Source organism: Luteibacter sp. NPDC104163, from assembly GCF_055584245.1.
This window is the reverse complement of the sequence record NZ_JBVJMK010000003.1, coordinates 237890-261831: the sequence shown is the minus strand read 5'-3', so window position 1 is coordinate 261831 and position 23942 is coordinate 237890. Positions and strand designations below refer to the sequence as shown.

The window sequence follows — 23942 nt, the reverse complement described above, 5'->3', positions numbered from 1 at the left end:
GTATGGTTTACATGCCGTGCGCCGGTGCCTGCGGAGGCATCGGCTGGTCCATGCGCTGGGCCTGGCTCGTGGCCTGGTTCTGTCGCGCGATTTCTGCTTGTTGTTGCCACGCCTGGCTGCTCTGCTGCAACGAGGTCTGCGCCGCCTGGGCGGTGTTCACTTCGGCGAACTGCTTAAGCGGTGAGTCCAGCGAGCCTTGCACGCCGTAGAGGCGGCTGGCGTCGTCGCTGAGCACGGCACTGTCCACTCGCTGCATGCCCTCGCGACGCACCGCGACCACCAGCGTTCCAGCGATCTGGTCGCTTACTTTGTCAGGCGTGCGGCCTTGCGCGGCATCGATGGCATGCACCGCCCCCTGGGCCTGCTTGAAGAGGCCATTATCGGGGTGGTCAGGGTGGTCCAGGGTGACCTTAGGTTTGTCGTGCTCGAACCATTCCTTCGGATGGGTCAGCGTGTGCCACGCGCTGGAAGCTTTCTCTTCCACGGCGTGTATACCTTCCCTGATCTCGTCCTTGACGTGCTCAACACCCTCCTTGAGGTGTTCGAAGCCTTCTTTCGCCTCGTGCACGACCGTCTCGATGCCGTGTTCCACCGCGAGGACACCCTTGCCGGCAAGCTCGAAGGCCTCACGCTCGAGCGTGTCCTTCAACTCGCCTATAGCCTTGGGGATCTCCCATGGCGCTGAAATGCCTTTGCGAATATCGGCTACATCGTCGCGGTAGCGATCAACCATGCCCTTGTGCGATTCGTAGCGAGCCTCGTTTTCCGGGGCGATGATCGACTGGCCGAGCAACTTGCTGTTTGGCACGAAGTTGTCGATGGCGTGGGCGTCGAAGTCCGTGGCCTTGATCGGGTTGCGCAGGCTAAGGATTCCGCTGTCATCTCGGTAACCGGCGTGTTGCAGGGTGTCGATATCCTGCTGGGCCGCGTACACGCGCACCTGCCCGTAGTGCGGGCTGGCGGCGCTGACGAGGTCGCCGGCACGCACGTGGTCGATCACGGTATTGCCGCCTTCCGGAATGCCCTTAAGGCTGGCTGCACCGTATGCGTTGAAGGTTTCGCCGTGCAGACCGTACTTGGCCGCGTTGATTTCGGCGAGGGTGCCGCCGAGGGAGTGGCCAGTCACGGTGATCCGGGGCTCGCGGTCATTGAGCTCGGCTTCGTGCGTCGCCTTCTCGATCACTTCGCGGGTGAATACCTCGGAGGCTGGCGACTGGGCATTTACCCCTAGCAGCACCATCCCGGCGTCGACGCCACCGTCCCGTACGGGCTCGCGGTCGAATTCCGTGCCGCGATAGGCGATGACGACTTCGCCGGTGTCCTGGCGCTGGTACGCGGTGGCCTGGAACCCCGTGAGCGGGTCATCGGTGGTGGCGAAGACCTTGTAGGCGATGCCATCGAGTTTGACGTCGGCATCGACCTGGCTGTCGTGGTAGCTCTCCTGCGCGAGCAGCGCATAGTCCGTTGAGCGGATCGTCATAAGGTCTTCTCCGCCGCGCGCAGGGTGATGGAGAAGGTCTTGGACGGATCCTTGAACTGGCTGCGATCCGGATTACCGCTGTTGACCAGGGCGGTCTGGTCTTCCGCATAGGCGCGGTTGGCGTAGAACCGGGTGACTTCCTTGTGGTTAAAGATGTCCTCGTTGAACACCGAGGAAGCGAAATCCATCTTCCCCTTGTGGGCTTCGACATCGGCCGAGACGACCGACCAGTGGCAGACGCCCTTGCCGTAGTAGTCCTCGTCCTGGAGGAGGTCGGCGAAGAATTCGCCCTTATAGGTGTTCCCACCCGCGTGGGTGAGCTTGACCGGCTCGCGGCGCGTTGGCGCCACGGTCGCGCCGACGACCGGCGTGAGGGGTACGCAGGCGTCGTTGGCGACGCGGTAATTGATGTTCGCATCGACACTGTCGAACGGGCCCGGTGCGTCGTTCACCTCGATGGTGATTTCGTAGCGCATGCGCGGGTTCGGGTTGAGCTTGACGTCAGGCTTGTTCATGGTGGCACCGGTAGCGGAAAAGGGCAGGGCAAGGAACAGGGATGCGGTAGCGGCGATTCGCCGCCATCGGTTCGGGTTCAAGTCTTTCTCCTTCCGGCATGCCGGGCGTGCTTAGCAAGATCGTTTGCCATGTGTAGCTCCTGGTTAATGTGCGGATGCGCGGTGAGTTGCGCGGTTAAAGGCCCGGCGCTGGCGGCGAAGCCGGCTGGGTTGGGGCCTGTTGGTGCTGCGGCTGGACAGGTTGCACGGCGGCCTGTTGCTCATGGGTTTGCTTCAACTGCGCCGAGCTCTGTTCCATGCTGGTGTTGATCGCCTGTTGGGTGTTGACCTCGGCCAGCCGCTTGAACGGCGAGTTCATATCGCCCTGCACGAAGTAGGCCTTGCTGCCATCCTGGTTGAGCACCGCCGAGTCCACGCCGGTCATGCCTTCCTTGCGTGCCGCCACGGTGCCGGCCGCCGCGAGGCGATCGCTGACGTGATCGGGCGTACGGCCTTGCTCGGCATCCATCTTGTGCACCGCTGCCTGGGCCTGGCGGAAAAGGCCGTTATCCGCGTGGGCTGCGTTATCGAGGCGTGGCCCTTGTCGCTCCGCGGCGTGGATGGCATCGAGGGTGTGCTTGCCTACGACGCCGTCGACGTCCAGGCCGTGATCCTTCTGGAAACGCTCGACGGCTGCCTTAGTGTGGTCGCCGAAATTGCCGTCCGGGATCAACGCGCGGCCGCGCTCGTCGTGGTATCCGAGCTGCTTCAGCGCGTCCTGCACTTTCCGGACATCCGTGCTGTCATGGTCGCCCTTGCGCAGGACCTCGCCATGGGGTGCCGATGCGGCATGCGTGGCAGCTGGCACGTGCGACAGGTCCGGCTTGGTCCTGGCAGGCTCGTTCGGGTGGCCCGGGATGGTGACGGGTTCGTGCGTGCGGAACTCCGGCTTCGCCCGAAGTGCACCCACGATCTCCATGTTCGTCCGGAAGTAGTTGTTCTCGGTCATCGTGACCTTGGCGGGCCCCGTGCTGGTCTGGGAACCGTAGAACTCGATATTCCCGTCCTTGTCGTAGCCCTGGAAGATGGCGACATGCTGGTTGCCGCCGTGCTTTGCCTTGAGCATCAGGATATCGCCCGGCTGCAGGTCGCCAGGGTGCTTCGCGGCGTCGGCCGCGGAGATGACGTCGAAGTGCTTCTTCGAATAGTCGGTAATGGTGTTGCCGGAATACAGCGCGTGCGTGTTGAACGGCTCTGTGCCCACGTCGTAGCCGGCGTTCTTCAGCCCGCGCCACACGAGGGAGGAGCAATCCACGCCCCGGAGCCCATCCCCGTCCAGGTCCTGCTCGTTGCGGCTTCGGTCGGTGACGTTGCCGTTCCTGAGGGTGGTCGTGCCGTCGGGACGGCCGTACTCGTAGCGTTCGCCACGCTCGGCAAAGTGGTAGTGCGCCTGATCGTAAATATCTCGGCTCATCGTATGCCTCCTATGCGTTTACGTGACTACTTCAAGCCCATCGAGAAGACCTCGACGGCGTCGCTATCGACCCAGCCCGCCGCGCACGCGCCGGTGAAGTCGCCTTCTTTGCCAACCCACTCGCATGCACCGGCAGGCTTGGTGCCGACCCACGTCTGGGCGCGCTCCTGGCAGAGCTCATTACCCTTGCAATCCGCCACGTTCTTGGTCGGAAAAGCAATGACGTAGTATCGATCGGCATCCTGGGTTTTGCCGGATGTCGCGGCGACACAGACAAACTGCTGCTTCTCGAGATGCGCCGTCGGTTTGGCCTTTGCCTTGTCGAAGGCGGACTGGAGCGTCACGCCATCCTTGTCCTGAACCTGGCCCCAGGCGTAGTCGCCTGCGCATTCGGAGACCGACGTCGGGACGGAGTCCACGAGGCAGTTGATGTTGCCCCCTTTGCCGATCTCGCAGGAGGTGGTGGAACCCGGTGCCATCCGGGCCAGGCGCGTACCGGCGGAAGCGGCCTGGGCGGGAGTGGCTGCGTGGGCCATCGTGGCGGTTAGCAGCGTGACAAGGAGCAGGACGGTGGCACCACGGGTGCCGATCTTTGGTCGTTTCATGCTTGCGGGTTTCCTTTCGTTACCGGCCAGGCTGCGGCGTCTGTTGTTGTTGCTGTTGCTGCTGGCTCGACTCGGCCTGGGTACGCGCGGTATTGGCCATGGTCGAAGCGCTTTGCTCCAGCGGCGTGTTAACCGCCTGCGCGGTCTGCACCTCCGCCATCTTTTTCATCGGTGAATTCAGGTCACCCTGCACGGCATAGGCTTTGCTGCCGTCCTCGCTGAGGAGGACGTGGTCGATGCGCGTGAGGCCATCCTGCTTGGCTTTCGCTGCGATGGCACCGGAGAGATTTTCGCTCGCCTGGTCGGGCGTGCGATTCATCTTCGCGTCGATCGCGTGCACACCCTTGGTGGCCTGTGCGTACAGGGCGCTGTCCGGGTTGGCCGGGTTCGTCAGGTTTGCCTTGTCGATCTTCTGGTTATCGAGGTGCTTTTGCGCTGCGATGGCTTCGCGCGTCTTCGGCCCGGCGACGCCATCAGCCTGTAGCTTGTGCTCGCGCTGAAAGGCTTCGAGTGCCGCCTGTGTGCCCGGACCGAACTTGCCATCGGTGTGCAGTTCGCGGCCGTGGGCGTCCTTATAGCCGAGGCGGGCGAGGTCGGCCTGCAGTTTGCGGACGTCCTCGTCGTTCATGCCTTCCTTGAGCGCGCGGTCGGTGGTGGGCGCGTTGTGGGTCGGGGCAGTCTGGCCGACCTGGCCACTGGCGAGGCGGTCCATCACCTCGGGGGTGAGGCGCTTCTGCCAGTCGGCAAAACGCTGTTCGCGGTCTTCCAGGCCGTTGTACTTGCCGTTGACGGCTTTCGTGGCGGCCTTCACGTCATCGCGCGCCGCTTCGGGTACACGGCTTTCCCAGTACCACGTCGCGATCTTCGAGGCGTTCTGCGGGTCGGCGGCCAGCTCCGGGTGCTTGACCAGGTCGAGGTCGAGCGCCTTGCCCGCAGCGGCGTAGTTGTCCTTGCCGGTGAGCTGGATGTAGCCGCGGCCGTGATACTTCCAGCCGTCGCCGGGTTCGTCGTTGCCGTTACGGCCGCCGTACATCAGTTCGGCGAGCTTCTCCGGCTTGCCCTGCAGGGCTTCCTTGCGCGCGGCGTCGAGCGCCTCCGGACCCTCGCGCCAGGCCGATTGCACGGGAATCTGCTGGATGTTGCGGGTGTAGCGAAAGCTTTCTTCAAGCCGGTTCAACCCATTCGATTCATGGGTGACCTGGGCCATGAAGTTGGCCAGTTCCTTGGGGTCCCTGATACCGGCCGCATACGCGTCGGTCAGGACCTGGGTTTCACGATCAATCGCCATGTGTAGCTCCTGTTTGACTTACGGGGCGGTCCGGCCGTGGACCCGTAGCACCGCCAGCCCTGGCGGTGGTGGAACAATTCTCAGGGGAGAGTGGCCTCCGGGATCTTGCCCGGGTCGAAGTCCTTGAACGAAACCTCGCCCAAGTCCTTCGCGTAGAGATCCACGTGCTTCTCATCGCCGGATTCGGAATCGGAAGCCTTGCGTACCACATGGCTGGCGAACCAGTCCTTCTTTGCCGCCGACCAAGTGAAGGTGAACTCATCGGACCAGCGCTCACGGCTGCCGCCACCGTTGACGATGGTGAACTGGCCCTTGCCGATCTTCGTGTAACCGTAGGGATCGCCGGAGACACCGCCGCAGGTGGCACACGGCACGATGCGTGCGTTTGACGCCGCCTTCTGCAGGTGACCGGATGCGTCGGGCACTACCAGCAGCACGTCGCGCGCAGGGCCTTCGCCCAGCTTCGCATCCGCGCCACCCGGCGGGTCGATGATCAGTACCGCGCCCTGACGGCCATCACCCGTGAGGTCACCTTTGGTGGACTCGAGAATCTTGGCGCCGCCCGTCGCAAACGACTTGAGGTCATCCATCTTGGTTCCTTTGTCCTGGGGAGCGGACGGTGCGGCGGTGGGTTTGGCGTAGGGGTTGGCGATCTGTGCGCAGGCCCAGGCCGGCACGGTAAGCAGGGCGAGGAAGGCCAGGCGGTAGCGTGTCTTCGGCGTCATGGTGGCGTGGGGCTCCGCGGGGTGGGTGGAGAGGCCGCCCCCTTGCGGAGGCGGCCCGTGGTTTTACATCGACGGCTGCGACGGCATTTGCGGCGCCGGCTGAGCCTGCTGCTGGCTCTGCACATGCTGGGCTTGCTGCGTTTGCGCCTGCTGCAGGTGTTGGTCGACCTGCTGCGTGCTTTGGGCGAGTGGTGTCTGCAAGCCGTGCATCACCTCCACGCTGGCCACCTGCTTGAACGGCGAATTGAGCTCGCCCTGGACGGCATAGATCCGCGTAGCGCTCTCATCGAGCATCACGTTGTCGATGCGCTTCATCCCCGTGCAGGCCGCACCGGCAGCAACGGCGCCGGCGAGCTGCACGCTTTCAGGGCCGGAAGTGCGGCCATGGGCGGCATCCAGCTTCTCGACGCCGGCCATGGCATCGCGGAACACCGGGTGGGCGGGGTGCTGCGGGTCGGCGAGCGTCGCTGCCTTGTGCAGGGCGTCGGCGGCGTGCTGCTGCGACTGGGTACGCACGGCTTCGTGCATGGCATTCAGCGTGTTCTTGCCAGCGATGCCATCTTCCTTGAGGTGATGGTCACGCTGGAACGCCTTCACCGCTTCCTCGGTATGCTCGCCGAACTTGCCGTCAGCCTTGGTGCTGTGGAGCTGCTTCGCGTATCCCAGCGCGATCAGATCGGCCTGCATGGATTCGACGCGATCGCCGTGCGAGCCCTGCTTCAGCGAGCTCGTGGTGCTCGCATGCGGGGCTGTATGGCCCGCGTCCTGCTTCTGGCCGGTGGCGAGCTCGATGCCGTGGCGCATGGTGCGGCCAGCGTAGATCTCGCGCATGTTCGTCGCGTATTTCGGATCCGTGGCGTAGCCGGCCTTCTTCAGGGCATCGGCTTCCTTCTCCAGATTGCCCAGCGTGCCTTCATCGAACAGACCGGCCTTGGTGTAGCGCGGGTTTTCCTTGAGGAACTTGGCGCGGTCGGTCAGGGCTTCCTCATACGAGCCGTACACGCGGAACGCCTGGTCTTTCCAGACCTTCTTGCCGTGCTCGATTTCCCAGACGTTGAAGGTCTTGGTTGGCCCGTGCCAGCTGGCATCGGCCTTGATGTTGAACAGGTTGTTCGTGCCGGGAAGCACTTTCTCACCCCAGCCGGTTTCTCCCGCCGCCTGCGCGAGCGTGAGCTCGACCGAGAGGCCGGTTTGCTTGCTTACCTTGACTGCCGCCGGGTACAGGTCGGCAATAAACTGCTCTTTACTACCCATGGTGTAACTCCTGGTGTTTCGGGTGGGTTATTTGGCCAGTGGTATCTTCACCGTGACCTTGAAGTCGTGTGACGCGTCCGGTGCGTCAGTAAGGACATACTTGCCCGCGACTTCGATGGTTCCCGGGCTGGTGACCCGGAAATTCTTTGCGTCGGTATCCGCCGACATGCTAAGTGAGCCGTTCACGTCGGCCAGATCGACGTAATCCATGCCCTGAGCCTTTCCCGTTGCAGCATCGAGCTGCGCCACGTTGAGCAGGGTCTGGCCGAGGGACGGCGAGGTGTTGGTGTCGCCCTGCACGAGTACGTAGACCGACTTGCCCGACTGCACGCAATGCGTCGCGCGCGCTTGTTCCGTGAACTCCGGCAGTTTGAGCGTGGTGGCCCAGACGAGCTTCGTGCCGTCGTTGACGTAAACCAGACCCTTGGCATTCATGCCATCGGCATCAGTAACGACGCCGACCTTGCACTGGCGGCCGCCATCGATGGTGCTGGTGGCGTACTCCTTGTGGTGGGCGGGCAGGGTGGTGGTGGCTTGGACCGCGCCGGTGAGGGCAACTAGCGCGGCAATGGCGAGCGTGGTGTGCAGAGTCTTCATGCGTGTTCAAGTCTCAGGGGCGGCGGTTGGTGACGCCCATCATCATCGGAGGATTGCGCTATCTATGTTTGATCTACATACCAGCGGCGAGATCCGACACTGGTTGTCGTATCAATCGAGGCTCTGTGTAGCCGGGTCCACCTGAACCGGCTGGACCTGAGGGCGCGGGCTCGCATCGGCGGAGTCTGTCGTGTCCGACGACGAGCTGGAGTTGGAGCTTGAGCTCGACGACGACCCACCGGCCATCGAGCCGGCCGCGACGCCAGCGGCGACACCGGCGGCTGCGGCCGTCTTTCCGCTCGCGGCGGCAGCGGGACCGAAGGCGCGCGGGCACACGCGAGCAAACAGAAGCGCGGAATAGGCGTTGAAACAGTAGTAGTTCGATACACCGAACGTGCCGAGCTCCTTGCTAATCGGAAACCAGCAATCCTGTGGGACGCCCACCGTGCAGAAGATGAAGGGGTTGTTGCCGTAGTACGGGATGGGCTCGTAGTAAGCCTGCGCAATTGCGCCGGTGCTGATACCGCCGAGTAGTACGCCAAACAGATACTTCTTCATCCGGTAACTCCTTGTCCGTCAATGCGATTCGTTATAAAAAAGTCGATCACTGCACGCGGGCGGGGAGACTACAGTTCGAGTAAATCACGCTGCAGCCCTGATCACCCCTGGAACATGTAGATGTCGCTTCCGTCTCTGCGGCCGCGAGGTCGTTTCCCGTCGCGATCCAGAACGTCTGGTCTCCCTGCGCCATTGACACGCATCCATTTCCGTGAGTGACATAGACCGTGCAGTGCCTTCCACCCTTGAAACGGCAGTCGTTCAGGGCGGCGCTCTGCGCATCTTCTGGCGTCATCAGCCCCTTCGACGTCCCGAGCGCGCGGACGCGGCGGTCGCCCGCAATGGCCTGCCACTGGGAGACCCACGCCTGATTTCCCGCGTAAGCCTGCGGACGCACCGATGAAACGCAGGTGTCACCCTGAGGGGTCTGGCCGGGTGCGCACTGCTGCATCGCCTGGACACTGAAGGTCACGGTCGAGGCGAGGGCAAGGGCGAGGCAGGTTGTGAAGACGGTGCGGTTCATGGTGGGGTTGGCCGTAAGGAAGAGACTCTTCAGTAAAGACGCGGATGTCGTGCTCGTCATGCTCTGTTACTGCACGCGTACCGGAAAGTTGCAGGACGAGTAATACACGATGCACTGACTGTCACCTCCGAGGCACTTCGAGTTCGCCTTCGCCTCGCTGTCAGCTTTTGAATCACCGGACGAAGTCCAAATCGTCGAGGCGCCGACAACCATGGCCATGCACCCATTTCCATTAGAGACGTATACAGAGCAGCTCTTTCCTCCTTTGGCAAAGCAGTCGCTCATGGCGGCCTTTTCGGCAGAGCTTTGATCAGCCTTTCCTCGCGACACACCCAGTGCACCTGTGTTGCTGTCACCCGCCAATGCCTGCCACTGCGGGATCCATGCTGGTTGAGGCGGTTGCTGCGATTGCTGCCCAGGAATCGGCGCGCAAGATGACATGTTCGTACCGCTGTGCGGAATCTGCCCAGGAGGGCAGCCTTGTTCGGCGTTCGCAGCTTGCGCCACGAACATCAACAATGCTGCCACGCAGAAGAACGGAGAGCGTTTCATTCAGGGCCCACTTACCACCGGCACACTACATCCTGAGAAGTAAATACCGCACTTCCCAGTCTGCCCATTGCAGTGCTTCATGACCTTGTCTTCGGCTTCGGTCTTTGTCGATCCGCCCTCTGTGAAGAGATCGTCCGGCGCCACTACCATCGCCATGCAAGCGTTCCGCACTTGAATCATTACGGTGCAGCTTTCGCCACCTTTGTTTTTGCAATCAGTGATAGCTTTCGTGGCTGCGTCCGATTTCGAGGTGCCTTTAAGCTCCGTGCCAAGTGACCCCGTATTAGCGTCGACGGCTAGAGCGCCCCATTGGTTTTGATAAGCAGGGCCCGCTGGCTGGTTTGCAGTGGCTTTCCCAGGGGGAAACGGAATGCATGTTCGCCAACCCGGCCCTTCTTGGGGATACTCACCGTTAGGACATCCTCCTTCGGCGAATGCGTTGATGGAGAAAACGGAGAACAAAAGGCAAAACATCACGAGTATGTATTTCTTCATTGCGGTCTGCTCGAAGAACTGGATGACGTCCTAGTGTCAGATCCTTTGTTTGATCAAATATCAGGCAGAGGCGGGGAGGTTCTGAGGATGCTACTGAACGCGCACGGGAAGGTTGCAGGATTCGTAGTAGATCTGACACGAGGTGTCGTTGCTACTGCACTCACTCATCGCAGCATCATCTGCCTGTGTCTTCGTCTTTCCCCCATCGGCCCAAATTTGTTTTGCGCCCGTAACCATGGCTAGACAACCGTTGCCCTGCGTGTAGTAGAGATCGCACTTGCGTCCGCCCTTCGCGTGGCAGTCATTTATTGCTGCCTTCTGGGCGGCCGAGGCGTCCTTTTCTCCACGAGAAGTTCCAAGTACCGCCGCCTCTGCGTCGCCAGCGATCGCCTGCCACTGCGGTAGCCACGCTGGGTTCAACGGGGCCTCTTGGCCCTGACCGGGAATTGGACCGCAAGTCGATAGATTCGTACCGCCGTGGGGTATTTGCCCTGGCGGACAGCCTCGTTCTGCGTTCGCACATTGCGCCAAGATCAGGAGTGCCGCCGCGCGGAAGAACGGAGATCGTTTCACTTAGGAATCACTTAGGACTGCATTCTGAGTAGTAGACCTTGCATGATGAATTCCCTGCGGCATCGCACTTGTCCATGGTCATCTTCTCGGCCTTCGCCTTCGTAGGAGCTCCTTGGACTTGCAACGTCTTATCTCCTACGACCATAGCGATACATCCGTTCCCATATGAGACCTCTAGCTTGCAGTCTGTTCCCCCCTTCGACTGGCAGTCCTCTATGGCTTTAACCTCCGCGGACGATCGCTCTGGAAGCCCAAGGGCGGTACCAAGGATTCCTTTTGGGGTATCTGTCGCAACCGCCTGCCAGCTGTTGCGAATGACCTTGGCAGGACCCGCGGCCGGTAGTGGATTGTTGCTAGGGATGGGCACGCAAGCCTGCCAGCCTTGCCCTTGCTGCGGATATTGTCCTGGGGGGCATCCGCCTTCCGCATGCGCACTACAGGCGATGAAGATGGAGAAGCAAAAGGTCATGGTCAGAAGATACTTGATCATTTCTACTACCTAGATGTAGATGGCCCGCTCTTCACGGTCTCTGGTGCCGGAGCGGCTGACGAGCCAGATACGCGATTGTTGAATGCGCCGGAGCTGTGCTGCGCTCCGGTAGATCCTGCGCCAGCGGTAGGTGTCGCCCCACCATTGACCCAAGCAGTGCTGCCTGGTGGCTGGCCCTGGGGGCCCGGCGACGAGCCACCGCTTCCCGCGCCAAAGGCGCTGTATGCGAGGAAGTTGCCGAGAGTACCTTGGAAGAACATTGCAGCCATCGGAGGAACCGAGACGATAAGTACCGTCATAAGCATACCGATACCGCCTGTCTGCATAGCCATGCTGGACAGACCCTCGTTCGAGCCTGGAAGAAACCCGTCAACGATCTTTGAACCCCACGTTGCAATGCTCACCCGCAAAGTCAACTCCAACACCATGCTGGAGACTGCGCTTAACAGTGCCATGGAAAATATCGTGCCTATGCCGTACATGAGCCATCGTTTGAACAAGTCTTTCGTTTGTTCAAATATCAGGCAAAGGATGAACAGCGGCCCAAGGCCGATAAACAACGACATGGCAAACTTGTAGAGAAGAAGCATCGCCCCAGCGGCCATGGGCGGCGAGGATGCGCCAAAGCCCGCGATGAAGAATGATCTAGCCTTTTCGCTCTGGCTCTCGGGGTCCTTGTCTGGGACCTTCACGGCATCGATCGAGTTAAGTGCTAGCTGCGTATAAGCCAAATTCTTATCAATGGAGTCCGCCGTGCTCTCGTTGTCATCGCCTGTGAACAGGTAATGGACGTGCTGGTCGAGATCTTTGGTAAAGAACTTTGTGAGGTCCGTGCTGCCGACAGCCATCGCCGTGGCTGCGGATACCACCAGCACTATGCGGCCCAGATTGATCACCAGCTCCATCAGCGACTCACGCGAACGGCCGGTCATGATCCGGAATCCCTGGATCATGATGTAGATGGTGACGAGGATCAGGGCAAAGGTGGCCGCCCACGTCATCATTCGGCCCATGACCTCCATGCCGAACTTATCTATCTTGTCTTCAAGATAGTTGTAGATCAGCTTGAAGAATACGTAATCAGCAATATTCGGCATGTCTCTCGTGTTCCCTGGCCATGCGGCACTTCAGTGCGCATTGAGTGGCTGATGGATCTTCTGGTCGTCCGTGGAAGGGTTAGTTGCCTACTTTCAGGGCTGCCTCGAGGATCGCCGCATTCACGACGGTACCAAGGACTGTCGGCTTGCCATCGAGCGCCTGCTTCGCCAAGGTGGTTTGCTTCTCATTGAGCGCGTCGATCTGGGCGCCGAGCTGCTCGTCCGTGGTCTTCCACGAATCACGCGCCTGCGCCACATTTACGCCGAAGCGGGCCGTATCGTCCTGCAGGCCCTGGAGCTTGCCGGGGGAGTCACCGACGACCGCAAGACGAATCGCGGTCAATTGCTCCAGCGTTCCCGTCTGGGCGGTCATTTGTTGCAGATACTTCACTGTGTTGTTGTAGCGCTGGTTCCTGGTGCGCTGGGTCAGGACGCAAACCGCATTCTGCTGAGCCTTGATATCGCCGGTGAGCTGGCTCATGGCGGATGTCATCGTGGTGGTGATGTCGCCACTAATGAGCGCCGCGCCCGGGCAACGTTCTTCGACGCCGAAGTTGTCATCCACCTGCTGGAACTGTTGCTGGGTACGTAGCAGCTCGTACTGAAGGCTTTTCAGTTTGATCAGGTTGTTCTGCCAGAACTCCACCTGACTCGCGTAATGAGAGGCCGTTTCCGTCCAGCGCGCGGCATCCTTGACGAACTCTTCGAGGTCGTTGCTGATGATGGTGGGATCGGTGACGATCCACTGCGCCTGGGTCGACGATGTATAGAAGCCTGCGCCGGCCGTCAGGGCTGTCGCGAACAGCGCTCGGCACGCATGGCCGACCCAGCGCTTGGGATTCGTCTTGGTGTCGTTCTTCATCAGGTCACTCCGAGGTGAGGCATTCATAGGGCTTAGGCAGCACGTCGGGACGAATTAGGGGTAGGGCGGGGCGACGGGTTTCCTTTCCCGCTCCCTTTCCGGCTCTCATAGAACAACTCCAGCCACTGCTCGGGGCGTAGGGCATCCGTGGAGATGCCTTCGGCTTCGGCGCGTACCTGCAGTACTTCGTGCATGATTTCGATGTTGTCCGTCGAGGCCGAGATCACCGCGAGGGCGTCGTCCATGCCACGGAGGTTGAGCTGGCACACGGCCGAGGCGTGGCCCTGCTTCACCAGGAAGCAACGCGAGCGCTCGTCCAGGCTCACGACCACCTGGTATTCGGCCTCGGTGAGCTTCAGGCCGTTGACGTAGTCGTCGCGGCTGGCGTTCGGGTTCGGCAGCAAGATCATCGTTGCCGTCTGCTCGATCAGGGCCGAGGCGATATCGCTGGCCAGCGCGTCTTCCGGCGACTGCGTGGCGAAGATGCCCATGCCGTTCTGCTTACGGATCGTCTTCTGCTTGTTCTTCGCGAACTCTTTCAGGCCACCCTTGCCGTCCAGGATCTTCCAGAACTCGTCCATGACGTAGATCAGGCGGCGGCCATCGATCAGTGCTTCCAGGCGATGCAGCAGGTAATTGATGACCGGCACGCGGACTTCCGGGTTATCGATGATGTCCGTGTAGTCGAACCCAATGATGTTGGCGCGTGTCAGGTCGACCGTGTCATGCGGGTTGTCGAAGACCCAACCCAGCGCGTTGCCGGCGGTCCACTTGCGCATGCGGACGAAGAGTCCGTCATCGCCGAGGTTCGGCAGGCTCTTCTGGAAATTGGTCATGTTGCGCAGGTGCATCGGGGTATCGAGGATGTTCTCGACCGCCCGGAAAATGTCTTCCTCGTCGCGCGAGCTGTAGACGCTCTTGCCAGCGAGCACCTTGATCAGGTTGGCCAGGAACTGGACATTCTCTTCGTTACGCTCGCAGTGGAACGGGTTGAAGCCGGTCGGCTTGCCGTTCTCCAGTGCGAGGTAGTTGCCACCGCAGGCGCGGACAAAAATCTCGGCGCCCCGGTCCTTATCGAAGAAGAAGATGGTCGGGGCCGGGTCCAGCTTCTGCACCTGGCTCAGCAGGAAGTTGATCAGCGCCGTCTTGCCGGTACCGGATTTACCGATGACCATGGTATTCGCGATCGCCTTCTCGCCCAGCGAGTTCTCGGCCGGGTGGGTCGCGTGGAAGTTGAAGTAGTACGGCTGCCCGTTGGTGGTCTGCAGCGTGGTGACGCAGGTGCCCCAGGGGTTGTTCTCCTTCTTGCCGGTCGCGAAGTTGTGCAGCGGCGAGAGACCCAGGAAGTTCAGCGAGCTGACGTTGGCCAGGCGGGTGCGGTACTTCCAGTTGCCGGGGAACTGCGCATAGAAAGCGGCCGTCACGGCCAGGTCTTCCTTGACGGTGACGAAACCGGCATTCGAGAGCTCGGCGCGGGTGGCCGCGATCTGTTGAGAGAGCGTCTCCTGCGAGGGCGCGTAGACCGAGATCGTGAAGTGGTACTCGCCCAGGACGAAGTTGCCCGACGCGAGCTGATCCATCGCGTGGTCCATTTCGATGATCTGGCTGACCGCCTTGTCACCCGAGCTCACCATCATGCCCTTGGTGCGTTCCAGTGCCCGGAGCGCGTCCTGGCGGCCCATCGGGGTGAAGGAGTGCGTGATGACGTATTCGAAATCGAGGAACTTCAGTCCATTGAGGATGCCCGGGTAGGTTCCGTCGACGTATTCCTTGATATTGAGGATGGCGCCGAAGTGGTTCTTGCCATCGGGGGCCGTCAGCACGAAGTCGCCCGTCTTGGCCGAAAAGCGCTGGCGGCTTACCGGCAGGTAGTCGTAGATCGGCGCCTTGAGGACCGGCACCGGCTCGTCGATGCGGTTGAGGATGAAGCCGAACAGCTCCAGTACCTCAGAGAAGACGATGCCGTTGGACGCCTCGTACATGCCCAGACGGGTGGGGGCGTAGTCCTTCAGCACGGCCTCGATGTTGCCGGCGAGCTCGAGCACAGTGGCGATCGCCTGGGCCTGCTCGGCTTCCAGGCGCTGCACGTCCGAGCTTTTCTCGGCGAAGCGCTTACCCTGGACGATGGGGCGATAGATCATCGTCAGGTACAGCTCGTTCTGCATGAGCTTCTGCGAGGTGAGGGCCTCGTAGTACTGGTCGGACAGGGTCTGGTTGAACTCCTGGCCGAACCTGGATTTGTCGCGGATACCGCGGCGGCGGCGGATGTCATGCACCCAGAAGGCCACGTTGGTGTAATCGGGCGCACGCAGCGTCTGCAGCATGCGGTTGAAAGTGTTGTGGCGATGTTCCAGTTCCCACTCCTCGCGGCCGACGAAGGGCAGGCCGCCCAGTCGCCAGGTAAGGAGGAAGTCGCCACCCGTCGTCTTCACCACCGAGGGCGAGACGTGCGCGGAGAGCGTGATGTGGGTAGAGATGGGCGCGTCGGGTGTGAACATGGTCATCGGGGCCGTTGGAGCTGTAGAGGCCCCGGCGTGCGTACACGCCGGGGCGCCTGTCCTTACTTACGCTTATCCTTCGAGGGATCGCGATAGCTGTTAGGCGTGAACACCCACATGCCATCGTGCTCGGGCACATTCCGTACGCGGGTCTTGAACTGCAGGCGCAGGCCTAGCAGCCGGAAGATCATCTCGTCGCGACGTGCCATCTGGCGCATCACGAAGATCACGACGGGAATGGTGAGCAGGAACAGCATGTTGAAGTACATCGCCAGAAGCAGACCCGTGCCCGCGCCCATGAAGAACGGGACGTAGGGCACGCCCAGGAACATGGGCGGGCGGGTGCAGCCTCGGAACAGCGGGTTCTTATGCATGGATCTGCAGCAGGTGGACGGCCGTGTTGATGGCATCCATCAGGAACGCGCCGCCGCTGCTCGAGGTGCAGGCCGTCGCGCCGTTGCCGCTGCCGTTGCCACCGACCACCATCTTGGCGACCTGGGCCGCCGCGCCGATCAGCACGCCACCGACCAGGGCCGGGGCCACGTCGGCGATGCGCTTGTGGGCGAAGGCGATCTGGTAGCCCGAGAAGATCACGGCGATGGTCACGACGACGATCGACGCGGCATTGAGCAGCGAGTTGATGTTCTGGAAGAAGCCGCAGACCTTGGTGCCCGTGTCGCCGATCTGGGCGAACGCGAGGCTGGGGATCATCAGGGCGAAGAACAGGGCGGTGAGGCCCAGCGTCTTCTTCACCGGGTTCTTCGTGTTGGCGATTACCTTGGACAGGGCAGGCAGGGCCATCTCGTATTTCCTTTCTACTGGGTGGGTCAGGGTTTTCCGGTGATCGGGTGTCACCGGGCTAGGGTTGGCCCGAGGGCCTGCACGGTGGATGCGGTGCCCCGCCGTGCTAATGCGTGCGCAACGCGTGCGCTCAGAAGACGAAGGCGCCATCGCCACCTCCGTTGCGTAGATCGGCCGGGTCGCGCGCCGGCCGCGCTGGCGCCGCGGGGGCGGCCTGTTGTTGCGCCGAGCCGGGCGGGGGATCGTTTGGGCCGCGGACCTGCGGTTCGAAGATGCCGTTGTCTGGTTGGATCGGCTGCTGTTGCTGCGGCGCAGGCTGCGCGGGAGCACTTCCGTTTGCATTGGCCGACACGCCGATCTGCGACATGACCGCAGCGGTGGCGGGATCGGTGACGATCCGGCCCGGCTGCGGGTTGGTGTTCGTATTGCGCAGGTTCGGCCCGACCAGCGACATGGCGGCCGCAGTCGCCGCGTCAGTCGGGATCCGGCCGGGTGGCGGCGGGGGCGCCTGGTCGAGCACCGGGTTGGCGCCTGGGTAGGCGACGCCCTGCGGATAGTTGTACGGCACCGCGTTCTGCACGTTCGCTGCATCCTGCGGCGAGACCACCTGCGCAGGCGGGCTGTCAGCCGCCATGGCTGGCGAGACGAGCGCCGAGGCGGCGGCGTCGAGCACGCTGCGCATGGCGACGCGGTAGCCGGGGCTATCCGGCTTGACCGCGGTCACGCCCTTGCCGACGCTGACAACCCGAACGGGCGTCGCCGCACCTTGCAGCGGAATCGCCCGGGCGCCGGCGAGAGTGCTCTTGGCGATCGAGGCATAGATGCGCTGCACATAGCCATCGCGGTAACCCGTGGTGAAGTTGCCCGAGTAGTAGCAGCTGAAGGCCTTGCCCCAATCCTTGCTGGCGCTGGCGTAACACTGCGCGAGGATCCGCGAGCCGGCCTCGAGGTTGGGACAGAACTCGAAAGCCTTCTCATAGCTATCGAGCCCGTACTTACCGAGGTTGGCGCGGTTCACCTGCGCCACGCCAAGTGAATAGTTGTAGCCCTTCTGCTCGAGCATCTGGACGGTGGCTACCGCTTCGCCAAGGTTCTGCGGCTGGCGCACGAGCTGGCCGCCCACGACGCCGATGGCGTATGGGTTGCGGCTCGATTCGACATTGACGACGTGCTGCATCACCTCGGCCGGTACGGCAAGGTTCTGGCAGCCCATCATTTCAAGTCCTGGTAGCACCTTTACAACTCCTGTCTCATGACCGATGTTTTTTCTCGTTACCCCCCGTCCGCACCGAGGGCGCGAGCCGGGTTGAAATCAATGCCGGTGATGTAACGCCGGCCTGCATGCGCCTTGATATGCACCACGATGTCGATGGTGAGCATCAGGAGCCGCTTGATCGTGCTGAATTCGAGACCGGCGCCTTCCGTGGATGCCTTGACCATCAGCGCCAGCTGGTCCCAGGTCTGCTCCACGCTGCCGGCATGGCAACTTGTGATGGAGCCCGGGTGGCCGGAGGCGCAGTTGCGGATGAAGTAGAACGATTCATCGCCACGAAGCTCCGCGAGGATGATCCTGTCCGGCTTCATGCGCAGGCAGGCTTCCATGCAGCTTTTCGCGGTGACATTGCTCTGGCTCTGCCCGCCCTTGGAATAGAGCAGGTGGACGACGTTGGGCTGGTCGATGAACAGCTCGCGGGCGTCCTCGATGGTGACCAGCCGCTCATCTTGCGGAATGTGGTTCACCAGCGATTTCATGAACGTGGTCTTGCCGCTGCCGGTGGCGCCGGCGACCACGATGTTCTTCTTGCTGAGTACCGCGTGGCGGAAGAAATCCGCATAGCGGCGCTCGGCGCGCAGTTCGAGCAATTCCTGGTCGGCCTGGCTGATGCTGTTCGCACCCTCCAGGATCTCGTTGAAGAACCCGTCCTCCTGGTACTGCGAGAGGGTGCGGGTCTGCTTCGACGGAAGGCGGATCGTGATCGAAACGCGGCCGGCCTCGCAGGCCGGCGGGATCACGAACTGCGCGCGCTGGCCGGTCGGGAAGGTCAGCGACACCACGGGATCCACATCCGTGATGCGCTGGCCGGTGTTGCTTTCGTTCACCACTGCCGTGCAGAACTGGCGTGCCCGCTCGAACGTGAGCGAGGGCACTTCCACTTTCTGCCAGCCGCCGCGGCGCTCGAGGTAGAGCTCGCCGGGGCGGTTGATGCAGATTTCGGTGACGTCCGGCTCGGCAAGGAAATCCTTTACCCCCAGCACTTCGTACTGGTAGTCCAGGAAATCATTACCGACGGCGGCGAGTGCGCTTTCCATGCGTGCCTCAGTACCTCGCCACGACGCCAGTGAAGTCCACATCCTTGGCCACGTAGATGGCGAGGATGGTGCCCTGGTTGATCGTGACCGTAGCCGGACGGTTGGCTGCCCGACGTACCGCCTGGTTGGCGAGCTGCTGGATCGTATCGGCCGTGTTGCTCTCGAACGGGCTCGTCGTGACTACGCCATTGCTGATAGTGGTCTGGCGCGGACCGTGCTCGGCGGCTTCGTACTTGAACGCATCGCTGAGCAGGCTGATGAGCAGTGCGGACCCGATGCGGCTGCCCCAGTGCGCGTTGTACTGGCCCGGGTGACCGGCGCCGCCCAACGTATCCACGCCCGGGCTCGCCATGTTCACGTCGATACCGGTCGGCGTGACGATGCGGTCCCAGATCACGGCGACACGCGGGCCGCTCGGCTCCATCTCGTACTTGCCAAGCACCTTCGAGCCCTTGGGCAGGAGCAGGCGCTTGCCGGTGAACGAGTACACGGGCTCAGTCACGACGCACGAGGTAAAGCCCGGCATGTCGGTGATGATGCGGGTCTCGAGCACGCAACGAATGAACGTGCCACGGAGCATCAGCGTATCCGGATGCTGGAGCGGGCTGGCGTTCGATACGTTCGGCAGTTCCTTGCCGTCGTACGCGAAGTTGTCGTTGGCGCTGTAGGGGTTGCGATAGCTAGGTTGACCGGGTTGGCCGGGCATACCCGGAATGCCGCCCATGCCGCCCATGCCGCCGAGACCACCGCCCGGTGGCTGGTTGGGACCGAGGGTGGGCTGCTGGCCGACCGCCTGGAAACCGCCGTCCATGCCGTTGTTCGCTGCAGCGAGGCGCCGCTCGAGCAGCGTCGGAATGTGCGGGCCCGGGGCCGGAGGCGGTGTCGGCATCGGAGGCATCTCGGCTTTCCGTTCCGGCGGCGGCAGCGCCGGCGCCAACTGGATCGGCTGGGCCTGCTGCTGGCTCGGCGGCGGCGGGATACCGGTCGGTGCGTCTGGCACCGTAACCAGTTCTTCCTTGGGCTTGGGCGCCGGCTTGTTCGCGTTGCCGCTGCTCGTGAAGAGCCAGAACGCGACCACCACGAGCAGCACGACGATGCCCGCAAGCAGGCCGAGCGCGCTGCGGTTCATGCGGCGCATGTCGTTCTGGGTCAGGCGCGGGGCGGCGGTATCCAGATCCGGCTGCGGTGCCTGGCGCTGCTGGTTCGCATACGGATTACCCGCCAGCGGCTCGTGCTGCTGGTCGCGATGTTCGTGCGGCACGTCGCCGCGGTTGGACTCGTCGTCCGGGGTGTAAGGAGTGTTCGGGCTCACTTCTTGGTGTTCCTTCGCAGACCCACGACGTTGTTGTCGTGACGAATAACCAGGTAGGGGTACGTGCCGTGGACAACGATGGTGTTGCCCTCCACGGTCGTGTTCACCACCGAGTCCTCTCCGTGTTCCTTTTCACGCATGTACACCGTCGGGAAGTTGCCCGTCGGGAACTGCTTGAGGTCCGGCATCTTGATGTAGGTAAAGCGACCATCGTCGTAAACGTTGATCGGCACGAGCCACTGGGCGGTGCGGCGGGTCTTCGAGAAGTCGTAGTCGAAGTTGTAGTCGCGACCCTTCACCAGCTCCGTATCGAGCATGGGTGCTTCTTCCACCTTCTTCGATTCGCTCATGAAGCTCGTATCGGAGGGGTAGGTGAAGACGACCTTGTACTGCACGCCGGCGCGGCGGGCCTGGTCGAGCGTGCGCCAGTCCGTGGCGACGACCTTCAGTTCGAAAATGTACGAGTGGGTCGCCGTACGAATCATCATGTTCGTATCGACGTCGACGTTCTTCGGCTTGATGTAGAAGACGTTGTCGCGACGCGTCAGGTCCCAGCCACTGCTGAAGCCGGTGCTGTAGTCGAGGATCTTCTCGTTCGGGCTCAGTTCGATCTGGGTGGTAATGCCCAGGCCGGTACGGATCGTGAAGATGCGATCGGGCTGGTACTCATACGTCTGGACGGCGGGTGCCGACGTCACGGACTGCGTCGGCAGGCTCTCGGCACCCGTCTCGGCATGCGCGGCCGGTAGGGCCACGGCCAGGACGAGGCCGAACGAGCAGGCCAGGCTCAGCTTGCTGGAAAGGTTCATCAACGGCGCCCTCCATTGGCGGCGCTTCGGGGTGCGGGTGTGGCCGCGGGTGCGGCGGGTTGCTGTGCGGAGGAGTAGGCGGCTTCGCTCGGGATGGTCGACGGCGGCACGCCGTTGGCCGGGGCCAGAGGAATGGCTTGCTGCGGGTAGGCCTGCCCAGCGGCGACACCGGGTTGCGGCGCGTAGCCTTGTGCGCCCGGCACCGGTGTGACGCCCGGCGGCGGAACCGCCCCGGCCTGCGGGACGCCAGCGCCAGCCTGTGGCACCTGGCCAGCGGCGGGTACCTGACCGGGGGCGGCGGCCTGGCCCGGTACTGCAGTCTGGCCAGCACCGGCCGGTGCGTCGACCGGCACTTCCGGCGGCGGCGCGTTGCCGTAGTCGTTATCCACGCGATAGCTCGTCACCTGGAAGCCGAGCGGATTCTCCACGCGGTTCTGCTCATCCATGCGCAGGTTGGGCTTATAGGTGAACGCCATCGTGGCGATCTTGCTGTCGAGCGGGAAGGTGGCCCCATTCGTCTTGTCGTACACGCTGCGCTGGAAGCGCACGGTGGCGCCGGTGGGCGTCTGGCCCGGGCCGGCGCCATTCAGCTGGATGCTGAGGATCTTGACCCGGATCGCACGCGACTTGCCGTAGACCTTGTAAGGTGCATCCGGATTGGCCGGCGAGTGCAGGTCCATGTATGGCTGTGCGACGTCGGAGGACGACATGGTCAGCACCGTGGGCCAGTCGCGCAGGTTGCTGATGGCCAGGTCGTACGACTCGCGCGCAATGATGAAGTGCGCGATGTTGCTTCGGTTCACCGCCTCGCTGGCCGTGATCTGGCGGTTGATCACGTCGTCGGTGAGCCGCGCAAGCGACGCCGTGCCCGAGTACGGGTCCGCCATCACGATGAACGGTTCCTTCTGCTTCAGCGGAAGCATGACGAAGTAGCCCGCCGCGAGGATCACCGACACGATGCATGCACAGATGGCGACGATCCACGCGCGCTTTTCGTTGCGGCGCGCGTTATCAGCGAGGGTGACTTCGAAAGCCACGCCGTGCTGCACGGCTTCGTCGATCCTGGGGGAGTTCTTTTTCTTGAGCATGGGATGCGTCTGCGTGATCGCTTACTTGTTGTCGGTCACGGCGACATGCTCCGGCGCGGCGGCCGGTGCTGCATCCGTTGCGGGCGCGGCAGCGGTTGGCTTCTGCACCGGCGGTGCAGAGGGTGCTGGCGCGGAAGTGGGCGGTGCGGTGATCGCGCTGACTTCGTCGACGACGAGATCCGGGCCATCGACGGTGATAGCCACACCTTGCGCTGAGTAAATCGAACTCAACTGCGAAGCCGCATCCCGCAACTCCGACGTATGGATCGCCGAAGCCGACTTCGTCAGCGTGAAGTCGGAGCGCAGCTTGTACTGCAGCTTCATGCCGTTGTCGGTGGTCCAGCGGGTCAGCATCGTCTTCAGCGTGCCGTCCATCGGCGCCGCGTAGTACGTATACGGAACCGCGAGTGGAATCTCGGTGGTCTTTTCTTCGAAGTGGTTGACTGGCTTCCAGGAGCCGCCGAAGTCGCGGGCAGGCGTGGTTCCGCAACCTGTAAGGGCTGACGAAAACACCACTATGATGCCAATCAGGGCAAGGTTGGTCTGGCCTATTTTCACGTTGCGCTCATAACTTGTTGAAAAGCAATAACAATGAGTCGGAAAGCGGACGCGGTGATCCGCCTGCGTCAGGCACGAGACCTGGCAAGTTCAGTTATGCGTAATCGGCAAGGAAATGCCGTGGCGCGCACGAAAACGTGCAGGCGCCCACGGGCATGGCTCCGGTCTGAGGGGGTGGCGAGTCGAGGCTGGCCCCTGGTTGTCCGTACATGCGGGGGACAACGGCTCCCCGCGGTTCGTGCAAGCTATCCATTCAAACTTCCTGTTCCGGGCGAGACTGCCGCCCTGCCAATCGATGTTGCGAAGTGGCACCCGCATACGCCGCGCACAGTGATGTCATCGACATCAACGTCGCCCTTGGGCGTTACAGGTATTCCCCCTTCATCGTGCGAACCTGAGATCCGCGTCAAAAAAATAGCTCATGAACGTGCAAATGGCGAGCACATTCGATGCGCAATAAAGTGACTCGTTTCACGGAAAAAACACGAAGAACATGGTTGCACACGCAACCATGCGGCTGCGTACGTTTATTAGACCACAAAATCCAAGACGGGAAGTTGACAGTCGACGTTGCTGCCGATGAAGCGTGTTGATTGATCAATGTTTGACCAACACACGAGCGCGCTCGTGTGTGCCGCTTCGTGTCGTTCGCGTTGCATCGTTCGCGGCTGATGTGCGCGACGCGACACGCACCGAACTGATCGTGCGACGCAACGGCCGAGCATGCTGATGCTGTCGTGGCTGAGGCGAAGTCGCCATCCATGGGGTACTGCTCCTTATAGAAGATCCGTGCCCTGGGCACGTTTTTCCCTGCGAAGCACCGCCGGCCCGACTTGTCGAGCACAACGTGCGAAACGAAACTGTGAAGGGCGAGCCGGAGTTGCGCAATTGGGCGGCGCCCACGCCGTTGCGTAAGGGAACCCCTACAAGGTAGAACCGTCGTCTTGTTCAACGCCTGGAACCCCGATGGACTCCCACTCCTCCTATAACGACGCCGCGCTGAACGCGCTGGCGCAGCAGGTGGCCGCCGCGGCCCTCGAGAAGCGGGTGATGGTGGCGACGGCCGAGTCCTGCACCGGTGGCTGGATCTCCAAGGCCCTGACCGACCTGGCTGGCAGCTCGGCCTGGTTCGAAGCGGGCGTCGTGACCTATAGCTACAGCGCCAAGGAGGCCCTGCTTGGGGTGAACCCCCGGACGCTGGAGCGGACCGGCGCGGTAAGCGAGGAAACCGTGCTCGAGATGGTGTCGGGCGCGTTGGCCCGGTATGGCGCCGGCGTGGCGGTGGCGGTGACCGGCATCGCGGGGCCCTCAGGCGGCACACCGGAGAAGCCGGTCGGTACCGTCTGGATCGGCTGGAAGCGCCGCGGGGGCTACGCCCACGCGAAAGTCTTCCATTTCTCCGGCGATCGCGAGGCAGTTCGCCGACAGACCGTGGCCGCGGCTTTGGCTGGAATAGTTACCGAGCTGAACGGGTAACCCGCCCAGCTGTGGCAAAATCA

The 23942-nt window shown here is 62.4% G+C and carries 24 protein-coding genes and 2 pseudogenes; 1 reads left to right on the top strand and 25 read right to left on the bottom strand.

What is annotated here, in order from left to right:
* Positions 1 to 7 precede the first annotated feature (7 nt).
* From ACZ6YI_RS06055 to ACZ6YI_RS05935, 25 genes and pseudogenes are all read right to left on the bottom strand, one after another.
* Entirely contained in the window at positions 8 to 1480 is a 1473-nt protein-coding gene (locus tag ACZ6YI_RS06055) for an XVIPCD domain-containing protein (RefSeq protein WP_465777858.1), read from the bottom strand.
* Entirely contained in the window at positions 1477 to 2076 is a 600-nt protein-coding gene (locus ACZ6YI_RS06050) for a hypothetical protein (protein ID WP_465777857.1), read from the bottom strand. The genes ACZ6YI_RS06055 and ACZ6YI_RS06050 overlap by 4 nt, the downstream gene beginning before the upstream one ends.
* A 94-nt stretch (positions 2077 to 2170) precedes the next feature.
* A complete protein-coding gene (locus tag ACZ6YI_RS06045) occupies positions 2171 to 3448 on the bottom strand; it encodes an XVIPCD domain-containing protein (RefSeq protein ID WP_465777856.1) in 1278 nt (425 codons plus the stop codon).
* A 26-nt stretch (positions 3449 to 3474) separates the two neighbouring features.
* A complete protein-coding gene (locus ACZ6YI_RS06040) occupies positions 3475 to 4053 on the bottom strand; it encodes a hypothetical protein (protein WP_465777855.1) in 579 nt (192 codons plus the stop codon).
* Between the two features lie 19 nt (positions 4054 to 4072).
* Positions 4073 to 5341: an XVIPCD domain-containing protein gene (locus ACZ6YI_RS06035; RefSeq protein WP_465777854.1), complete on the bottom strand. Its 1269-nt coding sequence runs from the start codon at positions 5339 to 5341 to the stop codon at positions 4073 to 4075.
* An 80-nt stretch (positions 5342 to 5421) separates the two neighbouring features.
* Positions 5422 to 6066, bottom strand: coding sequence for a hypothetical protein (locus ACZ6YI_RS06030; RefSeq protein WP_465777853.1), 645 nt, complete (start codon positions 6064 to 6066; stop codon positions 5422 to 5424).
* 63 nt (positions 6067 to 6129) lie between these two features.
* Positions 6130 to 7320 carry an XVIPCD domain-containing protein gene (locus tag ACZ6YI_RS06025; RefSeq protein WP_465777852.1) on the bottom strand — a complete coding sequence of 397 codons (1191 nt, stop codon included), beginning with the start codon at positions 7318 to 7320 and terminating at the stop codon, positions 6130 to 6132.
* 27 nt (positions 7321 to 7347) lie between these two features.
* Positions 7348 to 7917: a hypothetical protein gene (locus ACZ6YI_RS06020; RefSeq protein WP_465777851.1), complete on the bottom strand. Its 570-nt coding sequence runs from the start codon at positions 7915 to 7917 to the stop codon at positions 7348 to 7350.
* A gap of 111 nt (positions 7918 to 8028) precedes the next feature.
* Positions 8029 to 8475 (bottom strand): hypothetical protein, encoded by a 447-nt coding sequence (locus ACZ6YI_RS06015; RefSeq protein WP_465777850.1) that lies wholly within the window; start codon positions 8473 to 8475, stop codon positions 8029 to 8031.
* Between the two features lie 46 nt (positions 8476 to 8521).
* Positions 8522 to 8998, bottom strand: coding sequence for a DUF4189 domain-containing protein (locus ACZ6YI_RS06010; RefSeq protein WP_465777849.1), 477 nt, complete (start codon positions 8996 to 8998; stop codon positions 8522 to 8524).
* 66 nt (positions 8999 to 9064) lie between these two features.
* Positions 9065 to 9550: a DUF4189 domain-containing protein gene (locus ACZ6YI_RS06005; protein ID WP_465777848.1), complete on the bottom strand. Its 486-nt coding sequence runs from the start codon at positions 9548 to 9550 to the stop codon at positions 9065 to 9067.
* Positions 9551 to 10024 carry a DUF4189 domain-containing protein gene (locus ACZ6YI_RS06000; protein ID WP_465777918.1) on the bottom strand — a complete coding sequence of 158 codons (474 nt, stop codon included), beginning with the start codon at positions 10022 to 10024 and terminating at the stop codon, positions 9551 to 9553. It abuts the gene before it with no gap.
* Between the two features lie 111 nt (positions 10025 to 10135).
* The gene (locus ACZ6YI_RS05995) at positions 10136 to 10618 is read right to left on the bottom strand and encodes a DUF4189 domain-containing protein (RefSeq protein WP_465777847.1); all 483 of its coding nucleotides are present in this window, start codon (positions 10616 to 10618) and stop codon (positions 10136 to 10138) included.
* 7 nt (positions 10619 to 10625) lie between these two features.
* Positions 10626 to 11087 carry a DUF4189 domain-containing protein gene (locus ACZ6YI_RS05990; RefSeq protein ID WP_465777917.1) on the bottom strand — a complete coding sequence of 154 codons (462 nt, stop codon included), beginning with the start codon at positions 11085 to 11087 and terminating at the stop codon, positions 10626 to 10628.
* A gap of 26 nt (positions 11088 to 11113) precedes the next feature.
* Positions 11114 to 12205, bottom strand: coding sequence for a TrbL/VirB6 family protein (locus ACZ6YI_RS05985; RefSeq protein WP_465777846.1), 1092 nt, complete (start codon positions 12203 to 12205; stop codon positions 11114 to 11116).
* Between the two features lie 79 nt (positions 12206 to 12284).
* On the bottom strand, positions 12285 to 13067 hold the full coding sequence (locus ACZ6YI_RS05980; RefSeq protein ID WP_465777845.1) for a hypothetical protein: 783 nt from the start codon (positions 13065 to 13067) through the stop codon (positions 12285 to 12287).
* A gap of 32 nt (positions 13068 to 13099) precedes the next feature.
* Positions 13100 to 15565, bottom strand: a complete 2466-nt coding sequence (locus ACZ6YI_RS05975) for a VirB4 family type IV secretion/conjugal transfer ATPase (protein ID WP_465777844.1) — start codon at positions 15563 to 15565, stop codon at positions 13100 to 13102.
* A gap of 62 nt (positions 15566 to 15627) precedes the next feature.
* The gene (locus ACZ6YI_RS05970) at positions 15628 to 15939 is read right to left on the bottom strand and encodes a VirB3 family type IV secretion system protein (RefSeq protein WP_465777843.1); all 312 of its coding nucleotides are present in this window, start codon (positions 15937 to 15939) and stop codon (positions 15628 to 15630) included.
* Positions 15932 to 16366 (bottom strand): TrbC/VirB2 family protein, encoded by a 435-nt coding sequence (locus ACZ6YI_RS05965; RefSeq protein WP_465777842.1) that lies wholly within the window; start codon positions 16364 to 16366, stop codon positions 15932 to 15934. The genes ACZ6YI_RS05970 and ACZ6YI_RS05965 overlap by 8 nt, the downstream gene beginning before the upstream one ends.
* Before the next feature lie 478 nt (positions 16367 to 16844).
* A pseudogene (locus ACZ6YI_RS05960) lies at positions 16845 to 17600 on the bottom strand (lytic transglycosylase domain-containing protein); the annotation flags it as partial.
* A 38-nt stretch (positions 17601 to 17638) separates the two neighbouring features.
* Complete coding sequence (virB11, locus tag ACZ6YI_RS05955) at positions 17639 to 18676, bottom strand: P-type DNA transfer ATPase VirB11 (protein ID WP_465777841.1); 1038 nt, start codon at positions 18674 to 18676, stop codon at positions 17639 to 17641.
* Positions 18677 to 18683: 7 nt separating this feature from the next.
* Complete coding sequence (locus tag ACZ6YI_RS05950) at positions 18684 to 19988, bottom strand: TrbI/VirB10 family protein (RefSeq protein WP_465777840.1); 1305 nt, start codon at positions 19986 to 19988, stop codon at positions 18684 to 18686.
* Positions 19985 to 20779: a TrbG/VirB9 family P-type conjugative transfer protein gene (locus ACZ6YI_RS05945; RefSeq protein ID WP_465777916.1), complete on the bottom strand. Its 795-nt coding sequence runs from the start codon at positions 20777 to 20779 to the stop codon at positions 19985 to 19987. The genes ACZ6YI_RS05950 and ACZ6YI_RS05945 overlap by 4 nt, the downstream gene beginning before the upstream one ends.
* Positions 20780 to 20796: 17 nt before the next feature.
* Positions 20797 to 21885: a VirB8 family type IV secretion system protein gene (locus ACZ6YI_RS05940; protein WP_465777839.1), complete on the bottom strand. Its 1089-nt coding sequence runs from the start codon at positions 21883 to 21885 to the stop codon at positions 20797 to 20799.
* 159 nt (positions 21886 to 22044) lie between these two features.
* A pseudogene (locus ACZ6YI_RS05935) lies at positions 22045 to 22416 on the bottom strand (hypothetical protein); the annotation flags it as partial.
* A gap of 993 nt (positions 22417 to 23409) precedes the next feature.
* On the opposite strand from ACZ6YI_RS05935, the gene ACZ6YI_RS05930 reads away from it, so the two are divergent.
* The gene (locus tag ACZ6YI_RS05930; RefSeq protein ID WP_440324912.1) at positions 23410 to 23919 is read left to right on the top strand and encodes a CinA family protein; all 510 of its coding nucleotides are present in this window, start codon (positions 23410 to 23412) and stop codon (positions 23917 to 23919) included.
* Positions 23920 to 23942 lie beyond the last annotated feature (23 nt).